Genomic DNA, 22,652 nt, shown 5'->3' with positions numbered 1-22,652 from the left:
TGTTTAAAACATAGCAAATGAGAAGAATTCTATTTTTCCTGTTTTTGGTTTCACACGTTTACAACTATGGCCAGTTTCAAAAAATAAAATTGGAAGAGGCCATTAAAATAGCTCAGAAAAAATCGCCTGAATACGTCAGGGCAGTAAATACATACCGATCGGGTTATTGGAGATATAGAAACTATCAAGCCGATTTTTTACCACAGTTGAGTTTGAGTGCAACATTGCCGTCCTATACCAACTCCATAACAAAAATAACCAACGATGAAGGTCAGGATATTTTCGTAAACCAGAATCAATCGATTATTGATGCGCGTTTGAGGCTTGAACAAAAAGTACCCTTTACAGGAGGGGCTTTTTCCATTCTGAGCCGACTTGACAGAGTTGACCGTTTTGGTGCTCAGGAGGCGACGAATTATTCCGTAGTGCCCTTTTCAATCAACTATTTTCAAAATTCTCTGTTTTATAATCCCTATAAATGGCAGCGCAAGATCGAACCTTTACGTTATGAGGAATCGAAGCGAAATATTATCGAGAATCTTGAAGATATCTCCTTAACCACCTGCAGGCTTTATTTTGGATTGTTAAAGGCCCAAGTCTCTTTGGACATTGCAAAAAAAAATCTATCGAATCAAGACACCTTGCTACAGATTACAAAAGGACGGTTTAAAATTGGAAAGATTGCCGAAAATGAGCTGTTACAGATAGAATTAAGTCATTTGATATCACAGAACAATGTTACCACAAATACTATTTTGCTGAAAAAGACTTCGCAAGATCTGGCGCGCTATCTCGAGTTGGATACCGAATCAATCGAATTGGAGGTGCCGGAAAAATTAGAAGATTTTGTGGTTAATTTGGACAGAGCCTTGTCAGAGGCCCAAGACAATAGAAAATCGGTCATCGAATTCAGACGTCGAAGGTTGGAAGCCGAACAGCGATTGGCAGAGGTAAAAGGAACCAATCGGCTGCAAGTTGATGTATACGCAAATTTTGGGCTAAATAATCGCTCTGATGAATATGCTGCCCTTTTTCAAGATTATGACCAACAACAAAATATTTCGCTCTCCGTTGGGCTACCGATTTTCGATTGGGGAGTGACCAAGTCGAGACGAAAAATGGCAGAGGCCGATCTTGATCTCGTCAAGAATGATATCGAACAGGAAAAACAGGCTTTTGAGCAAGAGATATTCCTACACACTTTGAATTGGTCAAGCCAAAGAGACTTCTTGGCAACCTCGGAAACTGCCAAAGAGATTGCTCTTAAACGCTACGAGATTACAAAAAAACGCTATGTGCTTGGCAAGATTACCATTACCGACTTAAACATTGCCCAGTCTGAAAAGGATAAAGCCGTAGTAGATTACCTCAATTCGCTGGAGAAATTCTGGCTTGATTATTATACTCTTAGAAGATTAACATTGTATGATTTCAAAACGGATGAAAAGATTGAAATCGAAGATATCATTTTCGATTAACCTTTAATACTACACCCTTGTAATCTTAGCCCCTATCGCACGCAGGCGCGTATCAATATCTTCATAACCCCGATCGATTTGTTCGATGTTATGAATCGTTGAGGTTCCCTTGGCCGATAGGGCGGCGATCAATAACGAAACTCCCGCTCGAATATCAGGTGAAACCATGGTGGTCGCCTTCAGCGTCGATTTGAAATTATGACCGATTACAGTGGCGCGGTGTGGATCACAAAGAATGATCTTTGCCCCCATATCGATTAATTTGTCGACAAAAAACAGACGGCTCTCGAACATTTTCTGGTGGATTATCACCTCACCTTTGGCCTGGGTCGACATTACCAAGATGATACTCAACAAATCAGGTGTTAGTCCGGGCCAAGGAGCATCGGCAATCGTAAGAATGGATCCATCGATATAATTCTGTATTTCGTAGCCGTTCTTATGTTCGGGTATGTAGATGTCATCGCCCCTTCGCTCCAATTGAACACCGAGTTTCTTGAACGTTGTGGGAATGACGCCCAAATCGTCCCAACTGACATTCTTAATGGTCAATTCGCTTTTGGTCATTGCAGCAAGACCTACCCAACTCCCGATCTCGATCATATCTGGAAGCATTGTATGTTCGGTGCCTCCCAGTCGGTCTACCCCTTCTATGGTCAAAAGGTTAGATCCGATTCCTGAGATTTTGGCGCCCATTCGATTGAGCATCTTGCACAATTGCTGTAGGTAAGGCTCGCAGGCTGCATTATAAATGGTTGTTTCTCCTTCGGCAAGTACCGCGGCCATAACGATATTTGCTGTTCCGGTCACCGATGCCTCGTCGAGCAACATATAGGTGCCCTTTAGCTTTTTGGCTTCGACCCCATAAAAATGCTCTTCTTTATTATATCTGAATTTTGCCCCCAGTTTTATAAAACCCTCGAAATGCGTATCAAGTCTCCGACGGCCGATCTTATCACCGCCAGGTTTGGGTATATATCCTTTTCCAAAGCGTGCCAAAAGCGGTCCCACCAACATAATCGAGCCCCTTAGTCCTGCACCATCTTTTTTGAACTGGTCAGACTGTAGATAACCAAGATCTATATCATCTGCCTTGAACATATAGGTACCCTTGCCTTTCTTTTGGATCTTTACACCCAAATTCTCTAAAAGTGAGATCAATTTATTGACATCGACGATATCGGGAATATTGCCTAGAGTTACTTTTTCCTCCGTCAAAAGTACGGCGCACAGAATCTGTAAGGCCTCGTTCTTGGCTCCTTGGGGCGTAATTTCACCTGAAAGTTTGTGACCGCCTTCGATTTTGAATGTACCCATGTAAGATGGATGATATTAGTACCGCTTCTTACCGCGGTTATTGTTTCTTTGATTTTTCTTACCGGTGCTCGGCCTTTGGTTCTTGGCGACACGGTTTTTTAGAAATTGGCCACTTTCGGTAAGATTCTCACCAGTAAGGTCTATCTGGCCCTCGCTCAACTCGAGAAGGTGTTTGAAAATAACATTGTCATCGACGGTATCCTTGTTCCAGTTGAGATAGCATTTTTTCATATGGTTGGCGATCGCATATTCCAATCCGTCGCGCATATCGCCCTTTTCCCACTTAACGGCAACATCGATCATACGTTTGATATTATTGCCGTAAAAACGATATTTTGGGTGGTTCTGCGGATATCCCAACGCGTCGGGCCGCTGCATTAACACTTCCTTCGAGGTAATCGGAAAAGGAGAATCAACATCCAATTTGAAGTCCGACATAATAAAAAGTTGATCCCAAAGCTTGTGTTGAAAATCGGGTACATCCCGCAAATGCGGCTGGAGGTTTCCCATAACATCGACAATTGCCTTGGCAACTTTGTTGCGCTCGTCCCTATCGGCGATCGAAACCGCATGGTCCACCATTTTCTGAAAATGCCTCCCGTACTCGGGAATAATCAGATGTGGACGTTCTGTATTGTACTCTAAATTTTCTACTAAATTCAAATTGAAAGGTTTTACGTAATTCTTTAATCGGGAAGTGTACTTCTATAACGGCGGCAAATTAACAAAATTATACGGCAATTACCAGTTTATAGGGATATTACTCCCTCAATCGTACCGACTTCCTTATATTTTTCGATTACCGCATCGGCATTTTTAAGGTTTACGGTTATCGAAATGCTAGTATATTTTCCTTTTTTTGACTGCTTCGATTCAATGACCGCGCCAGTATTATCAAAAATAGTATGGATATCGGCTATTTTTTTTTCATTCGTAGGTACGATGAACTTATATAGATAATTCGAAGGCCACTCGGTACTTTCCTCTAACTGTTCTTTCAGCCTTGCATAAAATTCTTCGGTGTTCTCTTGGGCCATGTATAAAATTTATGACAAATATAGGGCTTCGCGCCGGTTTTATAATCCTTGCCTATTGATTACTTTTGTTGGAGAATCGATTTCATTTGCATGCAAAAAAGAATTGTCATTACCGGTGGCCCCAGTACGGGAAAGACTTCCTTGATCGAAGAAATGCAAAATGCCGGTTATTTTTGCTATCCCGAGGTCATTCGCCAAATGACCCACAGGGCAAAAAGCATTGGTGAGTTGACCGATTATGGTACAAATCCGATCGCTTCGGTCTCAAATCCGCTAGATTTCAACACCAAAATACTTTCGGCGAGATTGTCCCATTTTGAAGAAGCACGCGATCAAAGCGAAGCCGTGATTTTTTTTGACCGTGGAATGCCCGATGTTCTAGCCTATATGGATTATTACGATCAGCCTACCCCCGATGACTTCTCTTCAATTGTTAAGAAAAACCGTTATGACCAGGTTTTTTTGTTGCCCATGTGGCAAGATATTTTTGTAAAGGATGGGGAACGCTTCGAGAGTTATCAAGATGCCTTGAAAATAAGTGAATGTTTGCACAACACTTATCGCGACTTTGATTACGATGTGATCGAGGTACCTAAGTCGAGTGTCGCCGAACGTATCGCGTTTATACTTAAAAATCTCAAGTAGGTGACGACGACCAAAAATCCGAAGGAAATATTAAGGGGGTATTGGGGGTATGCCGATTTTCGGGGATCCCAGGAAAAAATCATCCAAGCCATTCTCGATGGAAAGGATGTTTTGGGCCTCATGCCGACCGGTGGTGGAAAATCGCTTTGTTACCAAGTGCCGTCGATGGCCCAAGAAGGAATATGTATTGTTGTCTCCCCCTTGGTGGCTTTGATTCAAAATCAGGTCGATGCACTTAAGAAAAAAGGAATCAAGGCCATCGCATTGACGGGGGGAATTCCTTTTGACGAAGTGGACAAACTTCTGGACAACTGCCTTTATGGCAATTACAAGTTTCTCTACCTATCACCGGAAAGATTACAACAAGAGTTGGTCCAAACCCGTATCGAACAGATGAACGTCAACCTGATCGCGATCGACGAGGCGCATTGTATATCGCATTGGGGCCATGATTTTAGACCGGCCTATCTCGATTGTGCCAAACTTAGGGGATTATTGCCCGAAACGCCGATGATCGCACTTACGGCCACCGCTACCGCGCAAGTTGCAGCTGACATTTGCGATAACCTGAAATTCATAGACCCGCTTATAGTTAAAGATTCGTTCGAACGGACCAATATTGCTTTCAAGGTCGTTCAAAAAGAAGACAAACTTTATCAGCTCAAACAGCTTTGTTCAAAACTAGAAAAAAGTGCCATTGTTTATGTACAGACCCGAAGAATGGCCGAGGAACTGTCACGGTTTTTAAATAAAAATGGTCTTTCTGCAAGCTATTTTCATGGGGGCAATACCAAAGTTGAAAAACAAGAACGTCTTAAACTTTGGCTTGAAAATAGGGTACAAACCATGGTTGCCACGAACGCGTTTGGCATGGGTATCGATAAATCGGATGTTGAACTTGTGGTACACTATCAAATACCCAATTGCATTGAGAACTACTTTCAGGAAGCAGGAAGGGCCGGAAGGGATGGGTCGCCTGCCCGGGCCATTCTTTTGACCAATCAAAACGACATTGAACTTGCCAAAAACCAATTTTTGAAAACCTTGCCAAATGCAGAATTTCTCAAATTGACCTATAAGAAGCTAAACAATTATTTTCAAATTGCTTATAACGAAGGTGTTAACGAAACGTTTCAGTTAAACTTCAATGAATTTTGCATGGCATATGGACTCAATCCAATATTGACCTACAATGCCCTTAAAATTTTAGATCAGCAATCCGTCATTGCGCTTTCAGAATCCTTTTCGAAGAAGACCAGTGTCCGTTTTTTGGCCGATAAAGACCAGATCTTCCGTTATTTGGAATCCAATCATCAAAAAGCGATGATCGCCCAGATGTTATTGCGTACATACGGAGGTGTTTTTGACCATGACACGAAAATCAACACCGCGTTGGTCGCAAAAAAAGTAGGGGTTCAAGAATTTCGGGTAATAAATGCCCTTGAAGGATTGCACAAAGACGAAATAATAGATCTAAAGGCGAAACATAGCGACATTGAATTGACTTTTTTAGTACCAAGAGAAGATGAGCGTACCATCAATACCTTTGCCTCTAAGGTCAAAGAACTGCATCAGATAAAAATCGATAATTTGGAGTCTATGACTACTTACGTAGGCAATGATAAAATATGTAGAAGCCTTCAAATTTTGAGGTATTTTGGCGAAAATCACAAAAAAGAATGTGGTGTTTGCGATGTATGCCTAGCACAAAAAACCACCCCCGAAAGTTCCTTCGATTCCATACAAAAAAAGGTCTTAAGTCTCTTATATGAAAACGCCATGTCATCAAGGGAATTAAGCGCATTGATCTCAGATGATGAAAAGGTCGTACTTGCTATTTTACGAGGACTTTTGGAAGACGAAAAAATCAATATAAACACTAAAAACCAATATTACATCGACCGTGAATAAAAAATTACGAATTGTTTTTATGGGGACTCCTGAGTTCGCAGTGGCCACCTTGGCCAAACTCTGCGAAAACGGTTATGAGGTCGTAGGGGTAATAACCGCCCCGGACCGACCAGCAGGCCGCGGTAGAAAATTGCAAGGGTCGGCGGTAAAAGAGTATGCAGAAAGAAAAGGACTCAAAATTCTACAACCGACCAATCTCAAGAACGAACAGTTTTTAGAAGAATTAAGGTCGTTGCGGGCAAACCTGCAAATCGTTGTCGCCTTTCGTATGTTGCCAAAAACTGTTTGGTCGATGCCCGAATACGGCACCTTTAACCTACATGCCTCATTGCTTCCCGATTATCGGGGCGCCGCACCCATCAACTGGGCCATAATCAACGGGGAAACCAAAACAGGGGCGACTACATTCTTTATCGATGACAAAATCGATACGGGCAAAATCATCTTGCAAGATGAATGTGAAATTACCAATGATGATACCGCCGGTACACTTCATGATAGGTTGATGGACATAGGTTCCAAATTGGTAATCAAGACCGTCAAGGCTATCGAACGCGGCAATGTCGAGGCAAAAAAACAAATGCCCAAGGGCAAATTAAAACAGGCACATAAAATTCATAGGGATACCTGCGAAATCGATTGGAACAGTTCGTTGAACGACATACATAACCATGTAAGGGGACTAAGCCCCTATCCTACCGCCTGGACCACACTCGTTGATGGGGACAACCGGTCATTTTTGAAAATATATAAAACTGTTAAATGCAAAGAAGTTCACAACCTTAAAATAGGCAGTGTTATTGCTACAAAAAAGGAACTAAAGGTCGCCGTTCAAAACGGTTTCATAGAATTGCTTGAAATACAGTTGCCGGGCAAGCGAAGAATGAAGACCAATGAAGTATTGAACGGGCTTGAATTGTCAAAATCGGCGCATATGTCGTGAAGTCCCGATATCATTGGGCTGCGAGAAACGTAAAAAAAACCCCTACTTTATCAACAAACGCTTCGAGTTATCAACAAAATAGTCGATTTACCCTTATTTTACTTGCGTTCACTACAAATACCTATAAATTTGTTTCACGTTTAAAATTATTTTAACAACAATTAATTTAATCACATTATGAACAAAACAGAATTAATCGATGCTATGGCAGCCGATGCTGGTATCACAAAAGCCGCTGCCAAGAAATCGCTGGAATCTTTTTTGGGCAACGTAGAAAAGTCGCTTAAAAAAGGAAATCGTGTTTCTTTGGTAGGTTTTGGATCTTGGTCGGTTTCTAAAAGAAATGCTAGAGAAGGAAGAAATCCTTCAACAGGCAAGACTATCCAGATTAAAGCTAAAAATGTAGTAAAGTTCAAAGCAGGAGCCGATTTGGGCAAAGCGGTGAACTAATGTACAACCGTTACAATACATTAAAAGCATCACGCAAAAACGTGGTGCTTTTTTGTTGGACAAGTTTTTGCTTATTATAAGAATTATCTTATTTTAGTTTTATAACACGCCATTATGGTTGGTCTTAAGCCGAAAAAGGGGAAATTGCTGATCGCAGAACCCGCCCTAACGGGAGACGTGTCTTTTAATAGATCGGTTGTACTTCTGGCGGAGCACAACGAAGAGGGTTCGGTGGGATTTATCTTGAACAAACCCTTGGAGTACAACATTACCGATTTGGTAACCGAGATCAACGTACCCCTACAAGTTTACAATGGTGGCCCCGTGGAACAAGACAATCTATACTTTATCCACAAAGTGCCCCACCTCATTGAAAACAGTATCGAAATATCGGATGGTATTTACTGGGGGGGCGATTTTGACACGACGGTGCAATTGATCAACGAAAAAATCATCTCAGGAGAGGATATTCGTTTCTTTCTTGGTTATTCGGGATGGGCAAGTTTGCAATTGGATGCCGAACTATCGTCCAAATCTTGGGTGGTAGTCAAAAACGAGTATGAGAGTGCGATCATTCAAAAGTCTTCCAGGGCATTTTGGAAGGAAAAAATGGTAGAACTGGGGGGCAATTACCTGCTTTGGTCCAATGCGCCCGAAAATCCGAGCCTCAATTAGGCAGTTCCAATCTTGCTATCGTATTCAATCTACCGATCAATTTTTTAGCGACAGCGAAATCAAATTCCTTTTTTCGGTATTTGCTGATCGGACGAATACCGATTATGGCATTGGTGATGAAGAGTTCATCGGCTTTCTGAAGATCGAACGGTGAAATTGAAACTTCCCTTAAGGTAAATTCTTCATGCTTCTGTATTATTTCAATCAACTTCTTACGAACAATACCGTTAAGACACCCATCATTTATCGGAGGGGTCGTTATATTATTGCCCTGTACCATAAACAGATTGCCGTTCAATGCCTCAACCACTTTTTTTGAACCGTTTAAAAGCAAACAATTTTGATATCCGTTCTCTTCCGCAAAAATGCTGCCCACGATATTGATCATCCTATTGTTGGTCTTGAGCGTACTCAACAGATCGGCATTGACATAAAAATCCTTAAAAAGTTCAATCTCATAATCACTTTCGTCCAAAACAAAAAAAGTAGACTCAAGAAGTTCAGTCTCTATTATATAGGATACTTCCCTTGTGTCAGGTCGATATAACCCCCCGTCTTTACGGAAAACCGAAAGTCGTACCCGTGCATTGTCCAAATTACCGGCTTCCATGGTTTTCAGAATCTCGGCTTCCAAATGTTCCATGGTAAAATCCATGGGAATTTCCATTCTAAGAATACGCATCGAGGCCATGAGCCTGAGATAATGGTCTTCCCAGAAGATTATTTTATTTTGAATTACACGAATCGATTCAAAAAGAGCATCACCATAGCGCAATCCTCGATTTCTATGATTCAAGAATTTAGTGTCTTCAAGGTGGAGTTCTCCATTATAGTTGACCATATGCATAAAAAACCCTGACGTTCTATCAGGGTAAAATTTACTTGTTATTTTAGAAAGTACTATCGTGAGCCCAAGACCTGTTTCAGATCCGAGACCTGGTTGGTCCAGAGCATTTTCGCCTCATCAACCTCATCTTCTTCCGCAAAATCGGTAATGAACAATGAAACATCTTTGGTTATCTCGTCTACAATGATCTTCATTTCAAAAAAAGTATTGTCATCGCTTTCTTCCCAAGCGAACTTCACGAATTCATCGCTTTTTCTTTTTATCAATTTAGCCTCTTCCTCAGAACCGTCCCAGATAAAACTGAAGAGCTCGCCTCTAGAATTTACATTATCGGCAAACCATTCTGAAAGTCCTGATGGAGTCACCAAATATTGGTAAAGCAATTGCGGTGAGGCCTGTATCACAAACTCCAGTTCAAACTTAATCTTATCACTCATTTTATAATCGTTTACTTCGGGCAATATATATATTTATAGATGATAAAAAAATAAAACCGAAGGAATATTTTTTGGTACTGTAATTTTGATGCACATAAAATTAAGCTTTATATTTGCAGCCGTTTAAACTTGACGGCGAGGTAGCTCAGGTGGTTAGAGCGCAGGATTCATAACCCTGAGGTCGGGAGTTCAAGTCTCCCTCTCGCTACAAAAAAAACCCTACCAATTGAATTGGTAGGGTTTTTCAATTTTAAGCAAAGCCCCTATCGGTTCAAATAACCCAATACGTTTCTTTCGATCCGCTCTTCAATGTTCGAGATATCGGCCTTGATAAAAGGTTCTCCCGTAATGTTCTCATAGAGTTCGATATAGCGATCTGAAACGGTCTCGATGTACTCGTTCGACATTTCTGGTACAACTTGACCTTCAAGGCCTTGAAAACCATTGCTAATAAGCCATTGACGGACAAATTCTTTCGAAAGCTGTCGCTGTGCCTGCCCTTTACTTTGTCTTTCTTCGTAACCTTCGGCGTAAAAATATCTTGAGGAATCGGGAGTGTGTATCTCATCGATCAAGACGATTTCACCATCCTTGGTCTTACCGAATTCATATTTGGTATCTACCAAGATCAACCCGCGTTGCGACGCGATTTCGCTTCCTCTTTTGAAAAGTGCCTTTGTATAGTTTTCGAGTACTTCGTAATCATCCTTTGAAACGATTCCCCGTTTTAAAATGTCCTCTTTAGAGATATCTTCATCGTGATCGCCCTTTTCGGCCTTAGTGGCCGGGGTGATTATCGGATCGGGAAATTTATCGTTTTCCTGCATCCCTTCGGGCATGGTAACGCCACAGAGCGTTCGCTTACCTGCCTTATATTCACGCGCCGCGTGACCTGAAAGATATCCTCGAATTACCATTTCGACCTTAAAAGGCTCACAGGCATAACCGATAGCAACATTGGGATCTGGAGTGGCCATCAACCAATTGGGTACAATATCTTTGGTAGCGTACATCATTTTGGTGGCGATCTGGTTCAAGATCTGTCCTTTATACGGTATGCCTTTGGGCATGACGACATCAAAAGCCGATAGTCGATCGGTCGCGACCATGATCAAAAGATCGTCTTTCATGGTATACACCTCACGAACTTTGCCCTTGTAAACACTTTGCTGTCCGGGGAAATTAAAATTAGTATCGGTAATCGTATTCATTCTCTTTATTTCAGGTATTGGCGGGAACATTTCATGCTCACCGATTTCCTAGTTTTGATGTTCGATATTCTTGTAGGCATCGATGACTTTTTTGACCAATCTGTGCCTTATGACGTCTTTATCGTCGAGATAGATTATTTCGATGCCTTCAATATCCTTCAAGATCAAAAGGGCCTCTTTCAAACCCGAAATGACCCTTCTCGGCAAATCGATTTGACCCGGATCTCCGGTAACGATAAACTTGGCGCTCTTGCCCATTCGGGTCAGGAACATTTTCATTTGGGCGTGCGTGGTATTCTGCGCTTCGTCCAGGATAACAAAGGCGTGGTCCAAGGTGCGGCCTCGCATAAAGGCCAGGGGGGCTATCTGAATGGTGCCGTTCTCTATCAAATGGGAGAGCTTTTCTCCCGGAATCATATCTCTAAGTGCATCATATAATGGCTGCATGTAGGGATCAAGCTTTTCCTTGAGATCGCCGGGCAAGAATCCGAGGTTCTCACCAGCTTCTACTGCCGGCCTTGTTAATATGATCCGTTTTACCTGCTTCTCTTTTAAAGCCTTGACCGCCAATGCGACACCGGTATACGTTTTTCCGGTACCGGCAGGGCCGATGGCAAAGACCATATCATTCTTTTTGGCCGCATCGACCAATTTTCTTTGGTTCAGGGTCTGGGCCTTAATGAGTTTTCCGTTCACCCCGTGAACCAAAGTCTCACCACTGTTTTCGGGTGATTCATAGTCGGCCGAAACGTTACTGGTCAAAATTCTTTCGATGACATTCTCGTCCAATTTATTATACTTGGCGAAATGGGCCGTAAGCATATCAAAACGTCTTTCAAACTCTTCAAGAAGCTCCTCATCGCCGTAAGCCTTGACCTTGGTGCCCCTTGCCACGATCTTGAGTTTGGGAAAATACTTTTTAAGAAGATCTATATTTTGGTTCTGTTGACCAAAAAACTCCCTCGGACTGATTTCTGTTAGCTCTAAGATTATTTCGTTCAAAAAATGCGTGTATTTGATGATCGCCCCGTAAAAAGATAAATTTCGGAAGGCTATTTTTTTGTTCTAATTTTGTTATACAAATCTAGGCAAAAAATAAACTTACCAGATTAAAAACATATCAACATTGCTGTATGGCAATCATCACTTTAACTACTGATTTTGGATTAAAAGACCATTTTGTAGGAGCTTTAAAGGGAAGCATCTACAAAGAGTTGTCAGATGCCAAAATCGTTGACATTTCCCATAATATAAGTCCGTTCAATATACAGGAATGCGCCTACATTCTTGAAAACAGCTATAAAAATTTTCCGGAAGGAAGCGTGCACATCGTCGGGGTAGATTCAGAACCGACCCCTGAAAACCAGCATATCGCCGTTCTGGTCGACGGACATTTTTTCGTAAGTGCGAACAACGGGGTAATCGGTTTGATCACCTCTGAGTTCAAGCCAGAGAAGGTCGTTCAAATCAATATTCCGAACCCTGAAAATGGATCGTTCCCCGTGATGGATGTTTTCGTGAAAGTGGCGTGTCATATTGCACGCGGGGGCACCCTTGATGTAGTGGGCAAAAGTTTTGACGACCTGAAGGATCTAAGGGGTTTTTCGCCTACGGTGACCGACAACGGAAAAAAAATAATCGGCAGCGTTATCTACATCGATAATTATGGCAATGTGGTCACCAACATTCACAAAAAATTCTTCGAGGCCTATAGAAAAGGAAGAAATTTTGAACTGAACGCCCGTACCACAAAAATTCATCGGATATACAATAAATACAGTGATATTATCAATTTCAATGTAGAAAAGGGCAAACGTAAAGGCGCAGGCGACTTGATGGCCCTGTTCAACGCCGCGGAATACATCGAACTTGCCATTTACAAAAGTGACCTAAATACCGTCGGAGGGGCCTCTACCCTACTCGGACTTGATTATCGAGACGCCGTTACCATAAACTTTGAATAAATGTCAATGCTTGGCAATAGATTGGCTTTTAGATAAGAAATTATTGCTAGTTTTGGGCAGTTTTATGATGAAGCAAAAACATAGATACTTTTAGTGCTTACGATTTTTAAAAGAGAAATACAGTCGTTTTTCACCTCGCCTATCGGTTATCTTGTCATTGGCTTGTTTTTGGTGTTGATGGGCCTATTCCTATGGGTCTTTAAAGGACCTTTCAATATCTTTGATTATGGTTTTGCCGACTTGGGAAACTTTTTTCTACTGGCGCCGTGGGTGTTTTTGTTCCTTATACCGGCCATAACCATGAAAAGCTTTTCAGAGGAGAAAAAGCTGGGTACGCTCGAGCTTTTGTTCATAAAACCAATCAGTCTTTGGGAAACCATTCTTGGCAAATTTCTTGGGACCTTCGTTCTGGCCCTGATCGCACTTGTTCCCACTCTACTATATGTATATTCGATTTCCCAACTTGGCGTAACTATCGGAAATCTTGATTCGGGCCTTGTCATTGGTTCTTATTTTGGATTGTTGTTTTTAATGGGCGGTTATACCGCAATGGGAATCTTCGCCTCGACGCTATCGGACAATCAAATTGTCGCTTTCATCTTGGGGATAGCGATCTGCTTTTCGGCCTACTATGGTTTTGAGGCACTATCAACATTGTTCGAGGACGGAAATACGGCCTATTTTGTACAAAGTCTGGGTATGAAAGCGCATGCCCAGGGAATCGCCCGGGGGGTTCTGGACACGCGAGATCTAATTTATTTTATCGGATTGACCCTCTTCTTTTTGTACCTGACCGTTCTTCAATTAAAAAAGGCGAACAGGTAATGAAAAAAGTTGTAAAAGAAATAATACTCGCCGTAATCGCCCTGATCGCCATAAACGTGTTGGCCGGTTATCTGAACATTCGTTTCGACCTTACAGAAGACAGACGGTATACCCTGAGCGAACCTGCCGTGAACGCCATTAAAGGGTTCAAAAGCCCCGTTATCGTCGATGTTCTCCTCGATGGTGACCTACCCCCCGAATTTATTAGGTTACGAACTGAGACCGAGCAGCTTTTAAAGGAGTTTGCATCTAAAAATGAAAACATCAAATTTGATTTCGTAGACCCGCTCGAAGGGGTGGAAAGCATCGATGGCACCATCACTGAATTGCAGGCCCTGGGCTTGACTCCGGCACGGGTGACGGTGGAAGGCGAGAGCAAGGTCACCCAAGAAATCGTGTTTCCTTGGGCCATGGTAAACTATAACAACACCACCGTCAAAGTACCCTTGTTGAAGAACAAATTGGGGGCTTCGACCGAAGAGCGTGTCAACAATTCAGTGCAGCAATTGGAATATGCATTCGCCGATGCATTTACCAAGATCGGTATCAAAGAAAAGAAACGCGTAGCGGTGATAAAGGGCAATGGAGAATTGGACGACATCTACTTGGCCGATTTTTTGACCACGATTAGGGATTATTACAATATCGGGGCGATTACTTTGGATTCCGTCGAAGTCAACCCACAAAACACGCTTGAACAATTGAAAGGCTACGACTTGGCACTGGTCGCCAAACCTACGGAGGCCTTTACCGACGAAGAGAAGTACCTCATGGACCAGTTTATCGTCGGTGGCGGCAAATCGGTTTGGCTTATAGATCGGGTAAACATTGAGCTAGACAGTCTATTCAATGAAAAGGGTACGGCAATGGCAGTGCCCCGTGACCTGAACCTCAATGATTTTCTCTTTCGTTATGGCATACGTATAAATCCGGTCTTGGTCAATGACATGTATTTCACACAGATCGTTCTGGCCACTGGGGATGGAAATGCCTCGCAATACGAACCTGTGCCTTGGCTGTACAATCCGATGGTCTTCTCTAAGAACGACCACCCCATAAACAATAATACCGAGGCCCTGCGCTTGCAATTCGCCAATACGATCGATACGTTGGGCAATCCATATCAAAAAACAATCCTATATGCGAGTTCGCCCCTATCCAAAACTGATGGAACGCCAAAACAAATCAGTTTGGATGTGATCAATACCCCTCCTGACAAAGATCTATATAACGATGGCGATAAGCCCTTGGCGGTACTGGTCGAAGGTGAATTCAGTTCTGCCTATGAAAACCGGGTCAAACCTTTAAAACTTGGGCAAGCTGTGGATAAGGGCGCTCAAAACAAAATGTTGGTCGTGGCCGATGGCGATATTATCAAAAACCAACTTCGCAATGGAAGACCATTGGAATTGGGTTATGATAAATGGACGAACAATTATTACGGTAACAAGGAATTTCTTGTGAATGCCATTAATTATATGTTGGATGATACCGGACTTATAAACATTCGCAACAAGAAAGTGGCCATACCTTTTTTGGATCAGGAGAAAATCGCTCAACAACGTACCAAATGGCAACTAGTGAACATTGCGTTTCCAGTGGCCTTGATTTTGATATTCGGGTCGGTATACAACTATTTCAGAAGGCGTAAATATGGTCAATAGCTGTTGATAAGTTTGTTTCGCCAAAATGGACAATTCAAATATCTTTGTTTGAATTCGATCATCACAAGTGAGAATTATATTTTAATTAAAAAGATCAAAGTCGATGTCCATGAGATTTTTCAATGTAATCGACAAAATTGAATAGCAGATGAAATTTATAGTTTCCAGTACCTATTTATTAAAGCAACTACAGGTTTTGGGTGGGGTTATCAACAACAGCAATACCCTACCTATTTTGGACAACTTCTTGTTCGATTTAAAGAAGGATAAACTTACCGTATCGGCATCCGACCTTGAAACGACCATGAGTTCTGAATTGAACGTAGATTCCGATAACGAAGGCATAATAGCGGTGCCCGCCCGACTTTTACTGGATACCTTAAAGACGTTTCCAGAACAACCCTTGACCTTTGTGGTCGAAGACAACAATACTGTTGAAATAAGTAGCAATCACGGCAAGTATGCGTTAGCCTATGCCGACGGGGCCGAATTTCCCAAGGCCGTGGAAATGGCCAATCCGAGTTCCACTGTGATTTTGGGCGATATCTTGGCCACGGCAATCAACAAGACCATATTCGCTGCGGGCAACGATGATCTTCGCCCTGTCATGAGCGGGGTGTTCTTTCAGTTTTCCCCAGAAAACTTGACCTTCGTGGCAACAGATGCACACAAGTTGGTCAAATACCAACGTTCAGATGTTACGGCCACGGAAGTCGCCGAATTCATCATGCCGAAAAAACCCTTGACCTTGTTAAAAGGAATTCTCGCAGGAAGCGAATCGGATGTAACAATCGAGTATAACGACAGCAATGCCAAGTTTGTTTTCGATAATTCTGAATTGATCTGCCGATTGATCGACGGAAAATATCCGAATTACGAGGCGGTCATCCCTAAAGAAAATCCCAATAAATTATCGATTTCTAGAAATCAGTTTTTGAGTTCGGTGAGAAGGGTTTCCATTTTTTCGAACAAGACGACACACCAAATCCGTTTAAAGATAGCTGGTGCCGAATTGAATGTTTCCGCGGAGGACATCGATTATAGCAATAAGGCCGAAGAGCGTCTGACCTGCTCGTACCAAGGTGACGATATGCAAATCGGATTCAATTCCCGCTTTTTGACCGAAATGTTGAGCAATTTGAATTCTGACGATGTATCGCTGGAAATGAGCCTTCCAAACCGGGCGGGAATCCTCACTCCTGTGGATGGTCTCGATGAGGGCGAAAACGTGACCATGTTGGTCATGCCCGTGATGCTCAATAATTGACCTTTTAAAGACACGCATTAAAAAACCGCCACAATTGCTTGTGGCGGTTTTTATTTTAATTATTCGTTCAAACCTAAGATATAAAAGGTATGGTCATAAATTTACTGGGAGCTTCACCATTGCTTGCCCGAACCGCGTTCACGATGGGCAAAATAAAAGCCGTGACGCCAATTACGATAAGACTGATGATACCCAATCCTAACAATAGAATGGCCGGTATGCTCAAAATTGTAAGCAGAATAACGCTCAATTGAAAGTTAATGATGGCCTTTCCGTGCTCGTTCATTCCTTCAACCTTGTCCTTTGATGTCAACCAGATAAACAGGGGAACTATAAGTCCGCCAAAACCTGTGACATAAGTGAGTAATTGTGAAAGATGTGTAATGACCAATAATTGATTATCGGTACGCAATGCCTCTTTTTGATTGATGATTTCCATTTTTTGATTGTTTACGGGGTTTATACACCAATATGACGCAAAAACCCCTATTTTGTTACAAAAAGTCGACCATCTAATTTTTATTGCTTTCGTTCGAGCTTGGCCAATTTCGACTTTTCTTTTATTACGTGCATCTTGAGCTTATCGATTTTTTGGTTCATCTCCATTTCATCGACCGGGGCCAATTTGCCTTTGCTCTTCGTCTTGGTAATCTTATTCGTTAGTTTTTGGATTTTCCTCTCGCTCTTATCGATCGACTTTCTTTTTTTGTTTATTGATTTTGTCAGTCGTTTCTGTTTCTTGACCTCTTTTTGGGCCTTCTTTTTGGCTTTCTCGGCTTTTTTCAATTCTTTTTCAACAGCCTTTTGATCCTTTGCCGCTTGCTTTTGATCTTCAAGTTCTTGTTCTGATTGTACCTCTTGAGCGGAAGTTTCCACTGTCCCTGAATCCTCGTCCACAGAAGTATCTTGGGCACATACCGAGGGCGCCATGAACAAAAACATTGCAATGGTCAACAAAATATATTTCATTTTAAAAAATTTTAGTTAATGTGAATCGAAGATATGAAATATGCTCGATTACTTTCAGAACTTTGCGTTAAAGCTTATCGGTAGTGTTCGAGCAGAAGGATTTGGTTATTTTTGCAGGCAAATCATGATATGATTCCCAATGATACCATAATCGCTTTGGCAACACCATCAGGAGTCGGTGCAATTGCTGTAATACGCCTTTCAGGCAAAAATGCCATTACCATCGCGTCACGGTACTTTAAATCTGTCAACGGCAAAAACCTAGCCGAACAGAAAACACACACTATTCATTTAGGCCATATCATCGACAAGAAAAAAATCTACGACCAAGTATTGGTTTCCGTATTCAAGTCCCCCAATTCATATACCGGGGAAAATGTCGTTGAAATTTCGTGCCATGGGTCACATTTTATTCAACAGCAGATCTTACAACTTTTCTTAAAGAACGGGTGTCGAATGGCCAATGCCGGGGAATTTACACTACGCGCCTTTCTAAATGGGAAATTGGACTTGAGCCAGGCCGAGGCCGTGGCCGATTTGATCGCTAGCGACAATGAAGCTTCGCACCAAATTGCTATCAATCAGATGCGGGGTGGATTTAGCTCGGAAATAAAGAAACTAAGGGACGAGCTTCTCAATTTCGCATCATTGATAGAACTTGAGCTTGATTTTTCTGAAGAGGATGTTGAATTCGCCGATAGGACCCAGTTCAAAAATCTATTAAAAAGGATTCAAAACGTTCTAAAAAACTTGATTGACAGTTTCGCTGTCGGAAATGTTATCAAAAAGGGGATTCCCGTTACGATTATCGGAGAACCCAATGTGGGAAAATCCACATTGCTCAATGCCTTACTAAATGAGGAGAGGGCCATTGTAAGTGAGGTTGCGGGAACCACACGGGATACTATTGAAGATGAAATTGCAATCGGTGGAATCGGTTTTCGCTTTATCGACACTGCCGGAATACGAAAAACCGACGACGTTGTCGAAAATATTGGTATTAAACGAACTTTTGAAAAGGTCGACCAGGCACAGGTCATTATTTATTTGTTTGAAGCCGATGTGTTTTTGCATGATGATAAAAAGGCGAACGCTATTCAAATTGAGGTCGAAAATCTTAAGAGCAGATACCCGGGCAAACCGCTTTTGGTCATTGCCAACAAGGTCGATAAACTTTCAGACGTCGATAACGAAAAGCTAACGACCATTCTTGAAGGTGTTCATCTATTATCGGCGAAGTCGGGCATTGGTATTGATGCGATAAAAAATCGACTACTCTCACAAGTCAATACCGGAACGCTTCGGACTGATGCAACGATCATTACCAATTCAAGGCACTACGATGCACTTTTAAAGGCACTGGAGGAAATTCAAAAGGTGCAATTAGGAATGGAAAACGAGGTTTCGGGCGATTTACTGGCTATTGACATTCGACAGGCGCTATACCACTTTGGGGAAATCACTGGGGAAATATCGAGCGATGATCTTTTGGGAAATATTTTCACCAATTTCTGCATCGGAAAATAAATAAGTAGGTTTTTAAATTTCATTTAGATTCATTTGTTTTCATTTTATTGATTATCAATAAGTTGTTAAAAACTATTTCTTTTCTTCGTTTCTTTTAATCGCTTATTTTCATACATTTATTTCACCTAATTTTCACCTCGACATAATTTTTGACGCTTGAGGTGAAAAAATTTCACCTCGAAATGAAAATAAATCTAAAAAGCAAAAAGATTAAAAATGGAAAGTTGAGCCTTTTTATAGAATACTATAAGGGCCACTTTATTGACAAGAACGGAATCAACAAATACAATAGAGATTTTGAGTATTTGAAGATGTACCCTTTGGAAAATCCGTTGACCAAAGATGAAAAAAGAAAGAACAAAGAGATTTATGAATTGGCTGAAAAAATCCTTTCTATAAGAAAATCAGAATTCTATCAGGGAAAGTATAAACTGAAGGATAATAAAAAAGGGAATATCCTTCTTTTTGACTTCTACAAAACATTGCAAGAAGAACGTTACGAATCCAAAGGAAACTATGGAAATTGGGATGCGGCATTTAAACACTTAGAGAAATATGCTCCAGCTAATATTCAGTTAAAGGATATCGATACCGATTTTGTTAGGGGATTCAGACGGTACTTAGACACCAAGGCAAAAACAAAAAGTAACACTCCCCTATCCCAAAACTCCAAATACACATACTTCAATAAACTGAAAGCCGCACTTCGGGAAGCCTATAATGAGAACTATATTGATACCAATGTGATTAAGCCGGTTAAAGGATTTGAACAAGCGGAATCGCAAAGAGAATATTTGACCTATTCTGAATTACAGGCCTTAACACAAACCGAATGTAAATATCCCATTCTTAAGAATGCGTTCATATTCAGCTGTCTTACTGGATTGCGCTGGAGCGACATCAACAAATTAACCTGGTCTGAAGTACGGGACGAAGATGAAACTTCAAGAATTATTTTTAGGCAAAAAAAGACCGATGGCCTCGAATACCTATACATTTCCAGCCAAGCAAGAAATTTGTTAGGAAAAAGAATCCATAAAAATGAGCGGGTTTTTAAGGGATTAAAATATGGAGCGGTTTATAATACCGAACTTCTTAGATGGTCTATGAAGGCCGGCATAACAAAACACATAACTTTTCATAGTGCCAGACATACCAACGCGGTATTACTGCTTGAAAATGGGGCAGATATTTATACAGTTTCAAAACGCTTGGGACATCGGGAAATTCGCACAACTGAAATCTACACCAAAATCATCGATGAAAAAATGAAGGAAGCTGCCAATATGATACCTGAGTTGGATATGGGATAAATCTGAAATCGATTGAAATTATCCAAAAGAACACATCTTCATTGGCTTGGACTGAAGAACATAATCTATCAAAAAAGTACTCACCTTAGGAAATCTTATATCCAAATAGAAAGAACAGAAAGTGATATGCTTTTTCTTTTAATTTTTTTCTTAGAATTGAAAAAGCCTTGACCATATTTTTCTCGACCGTATTAACCGAAATATTAAGATAGTCCGCTATTTCTTTATAAGTAAGTCCTTCTTTTTTGTTTAACAAAAATGTTTCTTTGCATTTTGGTGGAAGCCTCTCTATTTCCTTTTCTACTGCCGCAATGAGTTGAAAAGTCTGGCTTTCACTTTGTGCTTCAACAAACGAATCCAATCCTTCGATATATTTTTTTTCTAAAGTCGTTATGGCCATCTGTTTTCTGTATTGGTCAACAAATTCGTTGTAGACCGATCTGTACAAATAGTTTTTAATAGAAATGGTGGTATCCAGTTTTTCGCGCTTCCGCCACATTTTAATCATAACATTTTGTACTATGTCTTCTGATTTGAAACTATCCCGAGCAAGATTACTGGCATAATCGCAAAGTTCCTTATAATACCGGTCTATTAAATAGACATAGGCTTTTTCATCTCCTTTGATGAGCTTTTCAATAAGTTTTTTCCTGTTAATTTCTGTTTTCACATTCTCGAATCTTACCAAATGTAATTTTTTTTTTCATTGCAAGGGGTGGTATTCAGTTTTAGAATCGTCTTAAGGAAGGACAAAGTGATGTAACCAAACTTAGGTTTTATAAATAACAGGGTTAAATAGGGTATTAGATTAACACAAAGAGAGGTGTATAGAATGGATGATCAAATCGAAAGTCTAATTATCAAATTTCTAACGAAAGAGGCCAATATACATGAACTCCAACAATTGGAGCTATGGATTGGAAATCCTGAAAATGAGTTATTGTTCCATGAATACATCAAAGCCAACACTATAATGAATATGAGCGTTGGCAAATATGACCGAAAAAAAGCAAAGACTATTGTTCTGAGGCAGATAAGAAAAGAGAAGAACTTTTTAGGAAACAGGGTAATGAAATTCAGCTTCTTAAAATACGCAGCAGCGATCTTAATCGGGGCTTTGACGTTCGGCTATTTTTACTTTACTGAAAATGAAAAGATTAGCAATCCGGTGGTTTCTTCCCCTGTAATTGATAATGAAACCATTAAACCCGGATCTGATAAAGCTACTTTGACATTGGAGGATGGCTCCATTATAGATTTGGACGGCGGAAAGACCTACCAAACCAAAAATATAAGTGGTAATGGCAGAGAACTCATTTACGCCGACCAAGAAAGTTCTAAGGATATCAAATACAATTACCTGACAATTCCTCGGGGGGGGGAGTATTTTCTCAAATTGGCGGACGGAACAGGAGTTTGGCTGAACTCTGAAACGCAATTAAAATACCCCGTAAGTTTCGTCCCTGACAGTCCAAGAGAAGTGGAATTAGTTTATGGAGAAGCATATTTTGATGTATCTCCGAGTACAGAGCATAATGGAACAAAGTTCATTGTGACGAATCGATCTCAAAAGATAGAGGTTCTCGGTACGGAATTCAATATTAAGGCCTATTCGGATGAGAAAAATATTTATTCAACTTTGGTTGAAGGAAGTGTAGCCGTAATCAATGGTCCTTCAAGAAAAGAGTTGATTCCCGGGCAACAATCGATACTTGATGTAGAAAAAAATGTGGTGGCCGTCAATACCGTTGATGTTGCAAGTGAAGTTTCATGGAAAGACGGAGTTTTTATTTTTAGAGAAAAGCCATTGAAAGATATCATGAAAGTGATATCCAGATGGTACGATGCCGATGTTGTTTTTGAGAACAAGGATTTGGAAACCTTAAAGTTCAGAGGTGTTATTGGAAAACATCAAGAGGTCGAACATATTTTATCCATAATGAAATCGACCACAATCAAGGAATATGAGATAAGGGATAAAACCATTGTTCTAAGATGACCATTACCACTATCAAGTCGAATGATATCCCAAAAACTAAATAATTAACATTAACAACTAACTTAAAAGCTAATATTCTGCCTATGAAACTAAACTAAATAAAAGAAGGATAAGGTTTTACCCGTCAAAGTAAGTAACCTTATCCCCTTAATCCATTATTGATTAACTACAAA

The 22,652-nt window shown here is 40.9% G+C and carries 23 protein-coding genes and 1 tRNA gene; 14 read left to right on the top strand and 10 right to left on the bottom strand.

The window, feature by feature from the left end:
• The first annotated feature begins 17 nt into the window (after window positions 1–17).
• Window positions 18–1,478 (top strand): TolC family protein, encoded by a 1,461-nt coding sequence (locus ACEZ3G_RS09365; RefSeq protein WP_432425227.1) that lies wholly within the window; start codon window positions 18–20, stop codon window positions 1,476–1,478.
• Between the two features lie 9 nt (window positions 1,479–1,487).
• Here ACEZ3G_RS09365 and murA read toward each other — a convergent pair whose 3' ends face one another.
• The 3 genes from murA to ACEZ3G_RS09350 form a co-directional block, all read right to left on the bottom strand.
• The gene (gene murA, locus ACEZ3G_RS09360; RefSeq protein ID WP_432425226.1) at window positions 1,488–2,795 is read right to left on the bottom strand and encodes a UDP-N-acetylglucosamine 1-carboxyvinyltransferase; all 1,308 of its coding nucleotides are present in this window, start codon (window positions 2,793–2,795) and stop codon (window positions 1,488–1,490) included.
• 15 nt (window positions 2,796–2,810) lie between these two features.
• Window positions 2,811–3,458 carry a DUF4290 domain-containing protein gene (locus tag ACEZ3G_RS09355; protein ID WP_432425225.1) on the bottom strand — a complete coding sequence of 216 codons (648 nt, stop codon included), beginning with the start codon at window positions 3,456–3,458 and terminating at the stop codon, window positions 2,811–2,813.
• Window positions 3,459–3,544: 86 nt separating this feature from the next.
• Window positions 3,545–3,832: a DUF493 family protein gene (locus tag ACEZ3G_RS09350; protein ID WP_432425224.1), complete on the bottom strand. Its 288-nt coding sequence runs from the start codon at window positions 3,830–3,832 to the stop codon at window positions 3,545–3,547.
• Window positions 3,833–3,922: 90 nt separating this feature from the next.
• On the opposite strand from ACEZ3G_RS09350, the gene ACEZ3G_RS09345 reads away from it, so the two are divergent.
• The 5 genes from ACEZ3G_RS09345 (at window position 3,923) to ACEZ3G_RS09325 (ending at window position 8,456) form a co-directional block, all read left to right on the top strand.
• The gene (locus tag ACEZ3G_RS09345; protein WP_432425223.1) at window positions 3,923–4,477 is read left to right on the top strand and encodes an AAA family ATPase; all 555 of its coding nucleotides are present in this window, start codon (window positions 3,923–3,925) and stop codon (window positions 4,475–4,477) included.
• Window positions 4,478–6,388 (top strand): RecQ family ATP-dependent DNA helicase, encoded by a 1,911-nt coding sequence (locus ACEZ3G_RS09340; RefSeq protein ID WP_432425222.1) that lies wholly within the window; start codon window positions 4,478–4,480, stop codon window positions 6,386–6,388.
• Window positions 6,381–7,331, top strand: a complete 951-nt coding sequence (gene fmt / locus ACEZ3G_RS09335) for a methionyl-tRNA formyltransferase (protein ID WP_432425221.1) — start codon at window positions 6,381–6,383, stop codon at window positions 7,329–7,331. The genes ACEZ3G_RS09340 and fmt overlap by 8 nt, the downstream gene beginning before the upstream one ends.
• Before the next feature lie 177 nt (window positions 7,332–7,508).
• Complete coding sequence (locus tag ACEZ3G_RS09330) at window positions 7,509–7,781, top strand: HU family DNA-binding protein (RefSeq protein ID WP_432425220.1); 273 nt, start codon at window positions 7,509–7,511, stop codon at window positions 7,779–7,781.
• A 114-nt stretch (window positions 7,782–7,895) separates the two neighbouring features.
• A complete protein-coding gene (locus ACEZ3G_RS09325) occupies window positions 7,896–8,456 on the top strand; it encodes a YqgE/AlgH family protein (protein WP_432425219.1) in 561 nt (186 codons plus the stop codon).
• Here ACEZ3G_RS09325 and ACEZ3G_RS09320 read toward each other — a convergent pair.
• Window positions 8,449–9,297, bottom strand: a complete 849-nt coding sequence (locus tag ACEZ3G_RS09320) for an aminotransferase class IV (protein WP_432426053.1) — start codon at window positions 9,295–9,297, stop codon at window positions 8,449–8,451. The two genes, ACEZ3G_RS09325 and ACEZ3G_RS09320, sit on opposite strands and share 8 nt — an antisense overlap.
• Window positions 9,298–9,356: 59 nt before the next feature.
• Window positions 9,357–9,740 carry an START-like domain-containing protein gene (locus ACEZ3G_RS09315; protein ID WP_432425218.1) on the bottom strand — a complete coding sequence of 128 codons (384 nt, stop codon included), beginning with the start codon at window positions 9,738–9,740 and terminating at the stop codon, window positions 9,357–9,359.
• A gap of 134 nt (window positions 9,741–9,874) precedes the next feature.
• On the opposite strand from ACEZ3G_RS09315, the gene ACEZ3G_RS09310 reads away from it, so the two are divergent.
• Window positions 9,875–9,948 (top strand) — tRNA-Met (locus ACEZ3G_RS09310).
• A gap of 55 nt (window positions 9,949–10,003) precedes the next feature.
• Here ACEZ3G_RS09310 and ACEZ3G_RS09305 read toward each other — a convergent pair.
• Together ACEZ3G_RS09305 and ACEZ3G_RS09300 are read right to left on the bottom strand one after the other, a co-directional pair.
• Window positions 10,004–10,951, bottom strand: coding sequence for a phosphoribosylaminoimidazolesuccinocarboxamide synthase (locus ACEZ3G_RS09305; RefSeq protein WP_432425217.1), 948 nt, complete (start codon window positions 10,949–10,951; stop codon window positions 10,004–10,006).
• Window positions 10,952–10,999: 48 nt separating this feature from the next.
• Entirely contained in the window at window positions 11,000–11,953 is a 954-nt protein-coding gene (locus ACEZ3G_RS09300) for a PhoH family protein (protein WP_432425216.1), read from the bottom strand.
• Window positions 11,954–12,084: 131 nt separating this feature from the next.
• On the opposite strand from ACEZ3G_RS09300, the gene ACEZ3G_RS09295 reads away from it, so the two are divergent.
• The 4 genes from ACEZ3G_RS09295 to dnaN all read left to right on the top strand — a co-directional run bounded on the left by ACEZ3G_RS09295 (window position 12,085) and on the right by dnaN (window position 16,671).
• Complete coding sequence (locus ACEZ3G_RS09295) at window positions 12,085–12,915, top strand: SAM hydrolase/SAM-dependent halogenase family protein (RefSeq protein ID WP_432425215.1); 831 nt, start codon at window positions 12,085–12,087, stop codon at window positions 12,913–12,915.
• Window positions 12,916–13,008: 93 nt separating this feature from the next.
• Complete coding sequence (gene gldF, locus ACEZ3G_RS09290; RefSeq protein WP_432425214.1) at window positions 13,009–13,740, top strand: gliding motility-associated ABC transporter permease subunit GldF; 732 nt, start codon at window positions 13,009–13,011, stop codon at window positions 13,738–13,740.
• On the top strand, window positions 13,740–15,404 hold the full coding sequence (gldG, locus tag ACEZ3G_RS09285) for a gliding motility-associated ABC transporter substrate-binding protein GldG (RefSeq protein ID WP_432425213.1): 1,665 nt from the start codon (window positions 13,740–13,742) through the stop codon (window positions 15,402–15,404). The genes gldF and gldG overlap by 1 nt, the downstream gene beginning before the upstream one ends.
• Before the next feature lie 148 nt (window positions 15,405–15,552).
• The gene (gene dnaN, locus ACEZ3G_RS09280; protein ID WP_432425212.1) at window positions 15,553–16,671 is read left to right on the top strand and encodes a DNA polymerase III subunit beta; all 1,119 of its coding nucleotides are present in this window, start codon (window positions 15,553–15,555) and stop codon (window positions 16,669–16,671) included.
• Between the two features lie 73 nt (window positions 16,672–16,744).
• Here dnaN and ACEZ3G_RS09275 read toward each other — a convergent pair whose 3' ends face one another.
• Window positions 16,745–17,110, bottom strand: coding sequence for a DUF4870 domain-containing protein (locus ACEZ3G_RS09275; protein ID WP_432425211.1), 366 nt, complete (start codon window positions 17,108–17,110; stop codon window positions 16,745–16,747).
• Between the two features lie 80 nt (window positions 17,111–17,190).
• Entirely contained in the window at window positions 17,191–17,640 is a 450-nt protein-coding gene (locus ACEZ3G_RS09270; RefSeq protein WP_432425210.1) for a hypothetical protein, read from the bottom strand.
• A 129-nt stretch (window positions 17,641–17,769) separates the two neighbouring features.
• Between ACEZ3G_RS09270 and mnmE the strand changes: the two genes are divergently transcribed.
• Both mnmE and ACEZ3G_RS09260 read left to right on the top strand, forming a co-directional pair.
• Window positions 17,770–19,167, top strand: a complete 1,398-nt coding sequence (gene mnmE / locus ACEZ3G_RS09265) for a tRNA uridine-5-carboxymethylaminomethyl(34) synthesis GTPase MnmE (protein WP_432425209.1) — start codon at window positions 17,770–17,772, stop codon at window positions 19,165–19,167.
• 182 nt (window positions 19,168–19,349) lie between these two features.
• A complete protein-coding gene (locus ACEZ3G_RS09260) occupies window positions 19,350–20,480 on the top strand; it encodes a tyrosine-type recombinase/integrase (protein WP_432425208.1) in 1,131 nt (376 codons plus the stop codon).
• Window positions 20,481–20,565: 85 nt separating this feature from the next.
• Here ACEZ3G_RS09260 and ACEZ3G_RS09255 read toward each other — a convergent pair whose 3' ends face one another.
• Window positions 20,566–21,150: an RNA polymerase sigma factor gene (locus tag ACEZ3G_RS09255; RefSeq protein ID WP_432425207.1), complete on the bottom strand. Its 585-nt coding sequence runs from the start codon at window positions 21,148–21,150 to the stop codon at window positions 20,566–20,568.
• Window positions 21,151–21,312: 162 nt separating this feature from the next.
• Here ACEZ3G_RS09255 and ACEZ3G_RS09250 point away from each other — a divergent pair, with 162 nt between their 5' ends.
• Window positions 21,313–22,479: a FecR family protein gene (locus tag ACEZ3G_RS09250; RefSeq protein WP_432425206.1), complete on the top strand. Its 1,167-nt coding sequence runs from the start codon at window positions 21,313–21,315 to the stop codon at window positions 22,477–22,479.
• The last annotated feature ends 173 nt before the right edge of the window (window positions 22,480–22,652 follow it).

Origin of the sequence: Meishania litoralis, from assembly GCF_042611095.1 — a bacterium.
GTDB lineage: Bacteria > Bacteroidota > Bacteroidia > Flavobacteriales > Flavobacteriaceae > Meishania > Meishania litoralis.
This window is presented reverse-complemented; position numbering and strand designations above follow the sequence as displayed.

Bases quoted from the DNA above. Each gene is read 5' to 3' on its own strand.
- ACEZ3G_RS09330 (WP_432425220.1), top strand. From the start codon at position 7,509: ATGAACAAAACAGAATTAATCGATGCTATGGCAGCCGATGCTGGTATC.
- ACEZ3G_RS09260 (WP_432425208.1), top strand. From the start codon at position 19,350: ATGAAAATAAATCTAAAAAGCAAAAAGATTAAAAATGGAAAGTTGAGC.
- dnaN (WP_432425212.1), top strand. From the start codon at position 15,553: ATGAAATTTATAGTTTCCAGTACCTATTTATTAAAGCAACTACAGGTT.
- ACEZ3G_RS09350 (WP_432425224.1), bottom strand. From the start codon at position 3,832: ATGGCCCAAGAGAACACCGAAGAATTTTATGCAAGGCTGAAAGAACAG.
- ACEZ3G_RS09275 (WP_432425211.1), bottom strand. From the start codon at position 17,110: ATGGAAATCATCAATCAAAAAGAGGCATTGCGTACCGATAATCAATTA.
- ACEZ3G_RS09345 (WP_432425223.1), top strand. From the start codon at position 3,923: ATGCAAAAAAGAATTGTCATTACCGGTGGCCCCAGTACGGGAAAGACT.
- murA (WP_432425226.1), bottom strand. From the start codon at position 2,795: ATGGGTACATTCAAAATCGAAGGCGGTCACAAACTTTCAGGTGAAATT.
- ACEZ3G_RS09270 (WP_432425210.1), bottom strand. From the start codon at position 17,640: ATGAAATATATTTTGTTGACCATTGCAATGTTTTTGTTCATGGCGCCC.
- mnmE (WP_432425209.1), top strand. From the start codon at position 17,770: ATGATTCCCAATGATACCATAATCGCTTTGGCAACACCATCAGGAGTC.
- gldG (WP_432425213.1), top strand. From the start codon at position 13,740: ATGAAAAAAGTTGTAAAAGAAATAATACTCGCCGTAATCGCCCTGATC.
- ACEZ3G_RS09295 (WP_432425215.1), top strand. From the start codon at position 12,085: ATGGCAATCATCACTTTAACTACTGATTTTGGATTAAAAGACCATTTT.
- ACEZ3G_RS09365 (WP_432425227.1), top strand. From the start codon at position 18: ATGAGAAGAATTCTATTTTTCCTGTTTTTGGTTTCACACGTTTACAAC.
- ACEZ3G_RS09325 (WP_432425219.1), top strand. From the start codon at position 7,896: ATGGTTGGTCTTAAGCCGAAAAAGGGGAAATTGCTGATCGCAGAACCC.
- ACEZ3G_RS09315 (WP_432425218.1), bottom strand. From the start codon at position 9,740: ATGAGTGATAAGATTAAGTTTGAACTGGAGTTTGTGATACAGGCCTCA.
- ACEZ3G_RS09250 (WP_432425206.1), top strand. From the start codon at position 21,313: ATGGATGATCAAATCGAAAGTCTAATTATCAAATTTCTAACGAAAGAG.
- ACEZ3G_RS09320 (WP_432426053.1), bottom strand. From the start codon at position 9,297: ATGGTCAACTATAATGGAGAACTCCACCTTGAAGACACTAAATTCTTG.
- ACEZ3G_RS09305 (WP_432425217.1), bottom strand. From the start codon at position 10,951: ATGAATACGATTACCGATACTAATTTTAATTTCCCCGGACAGCAAAGT.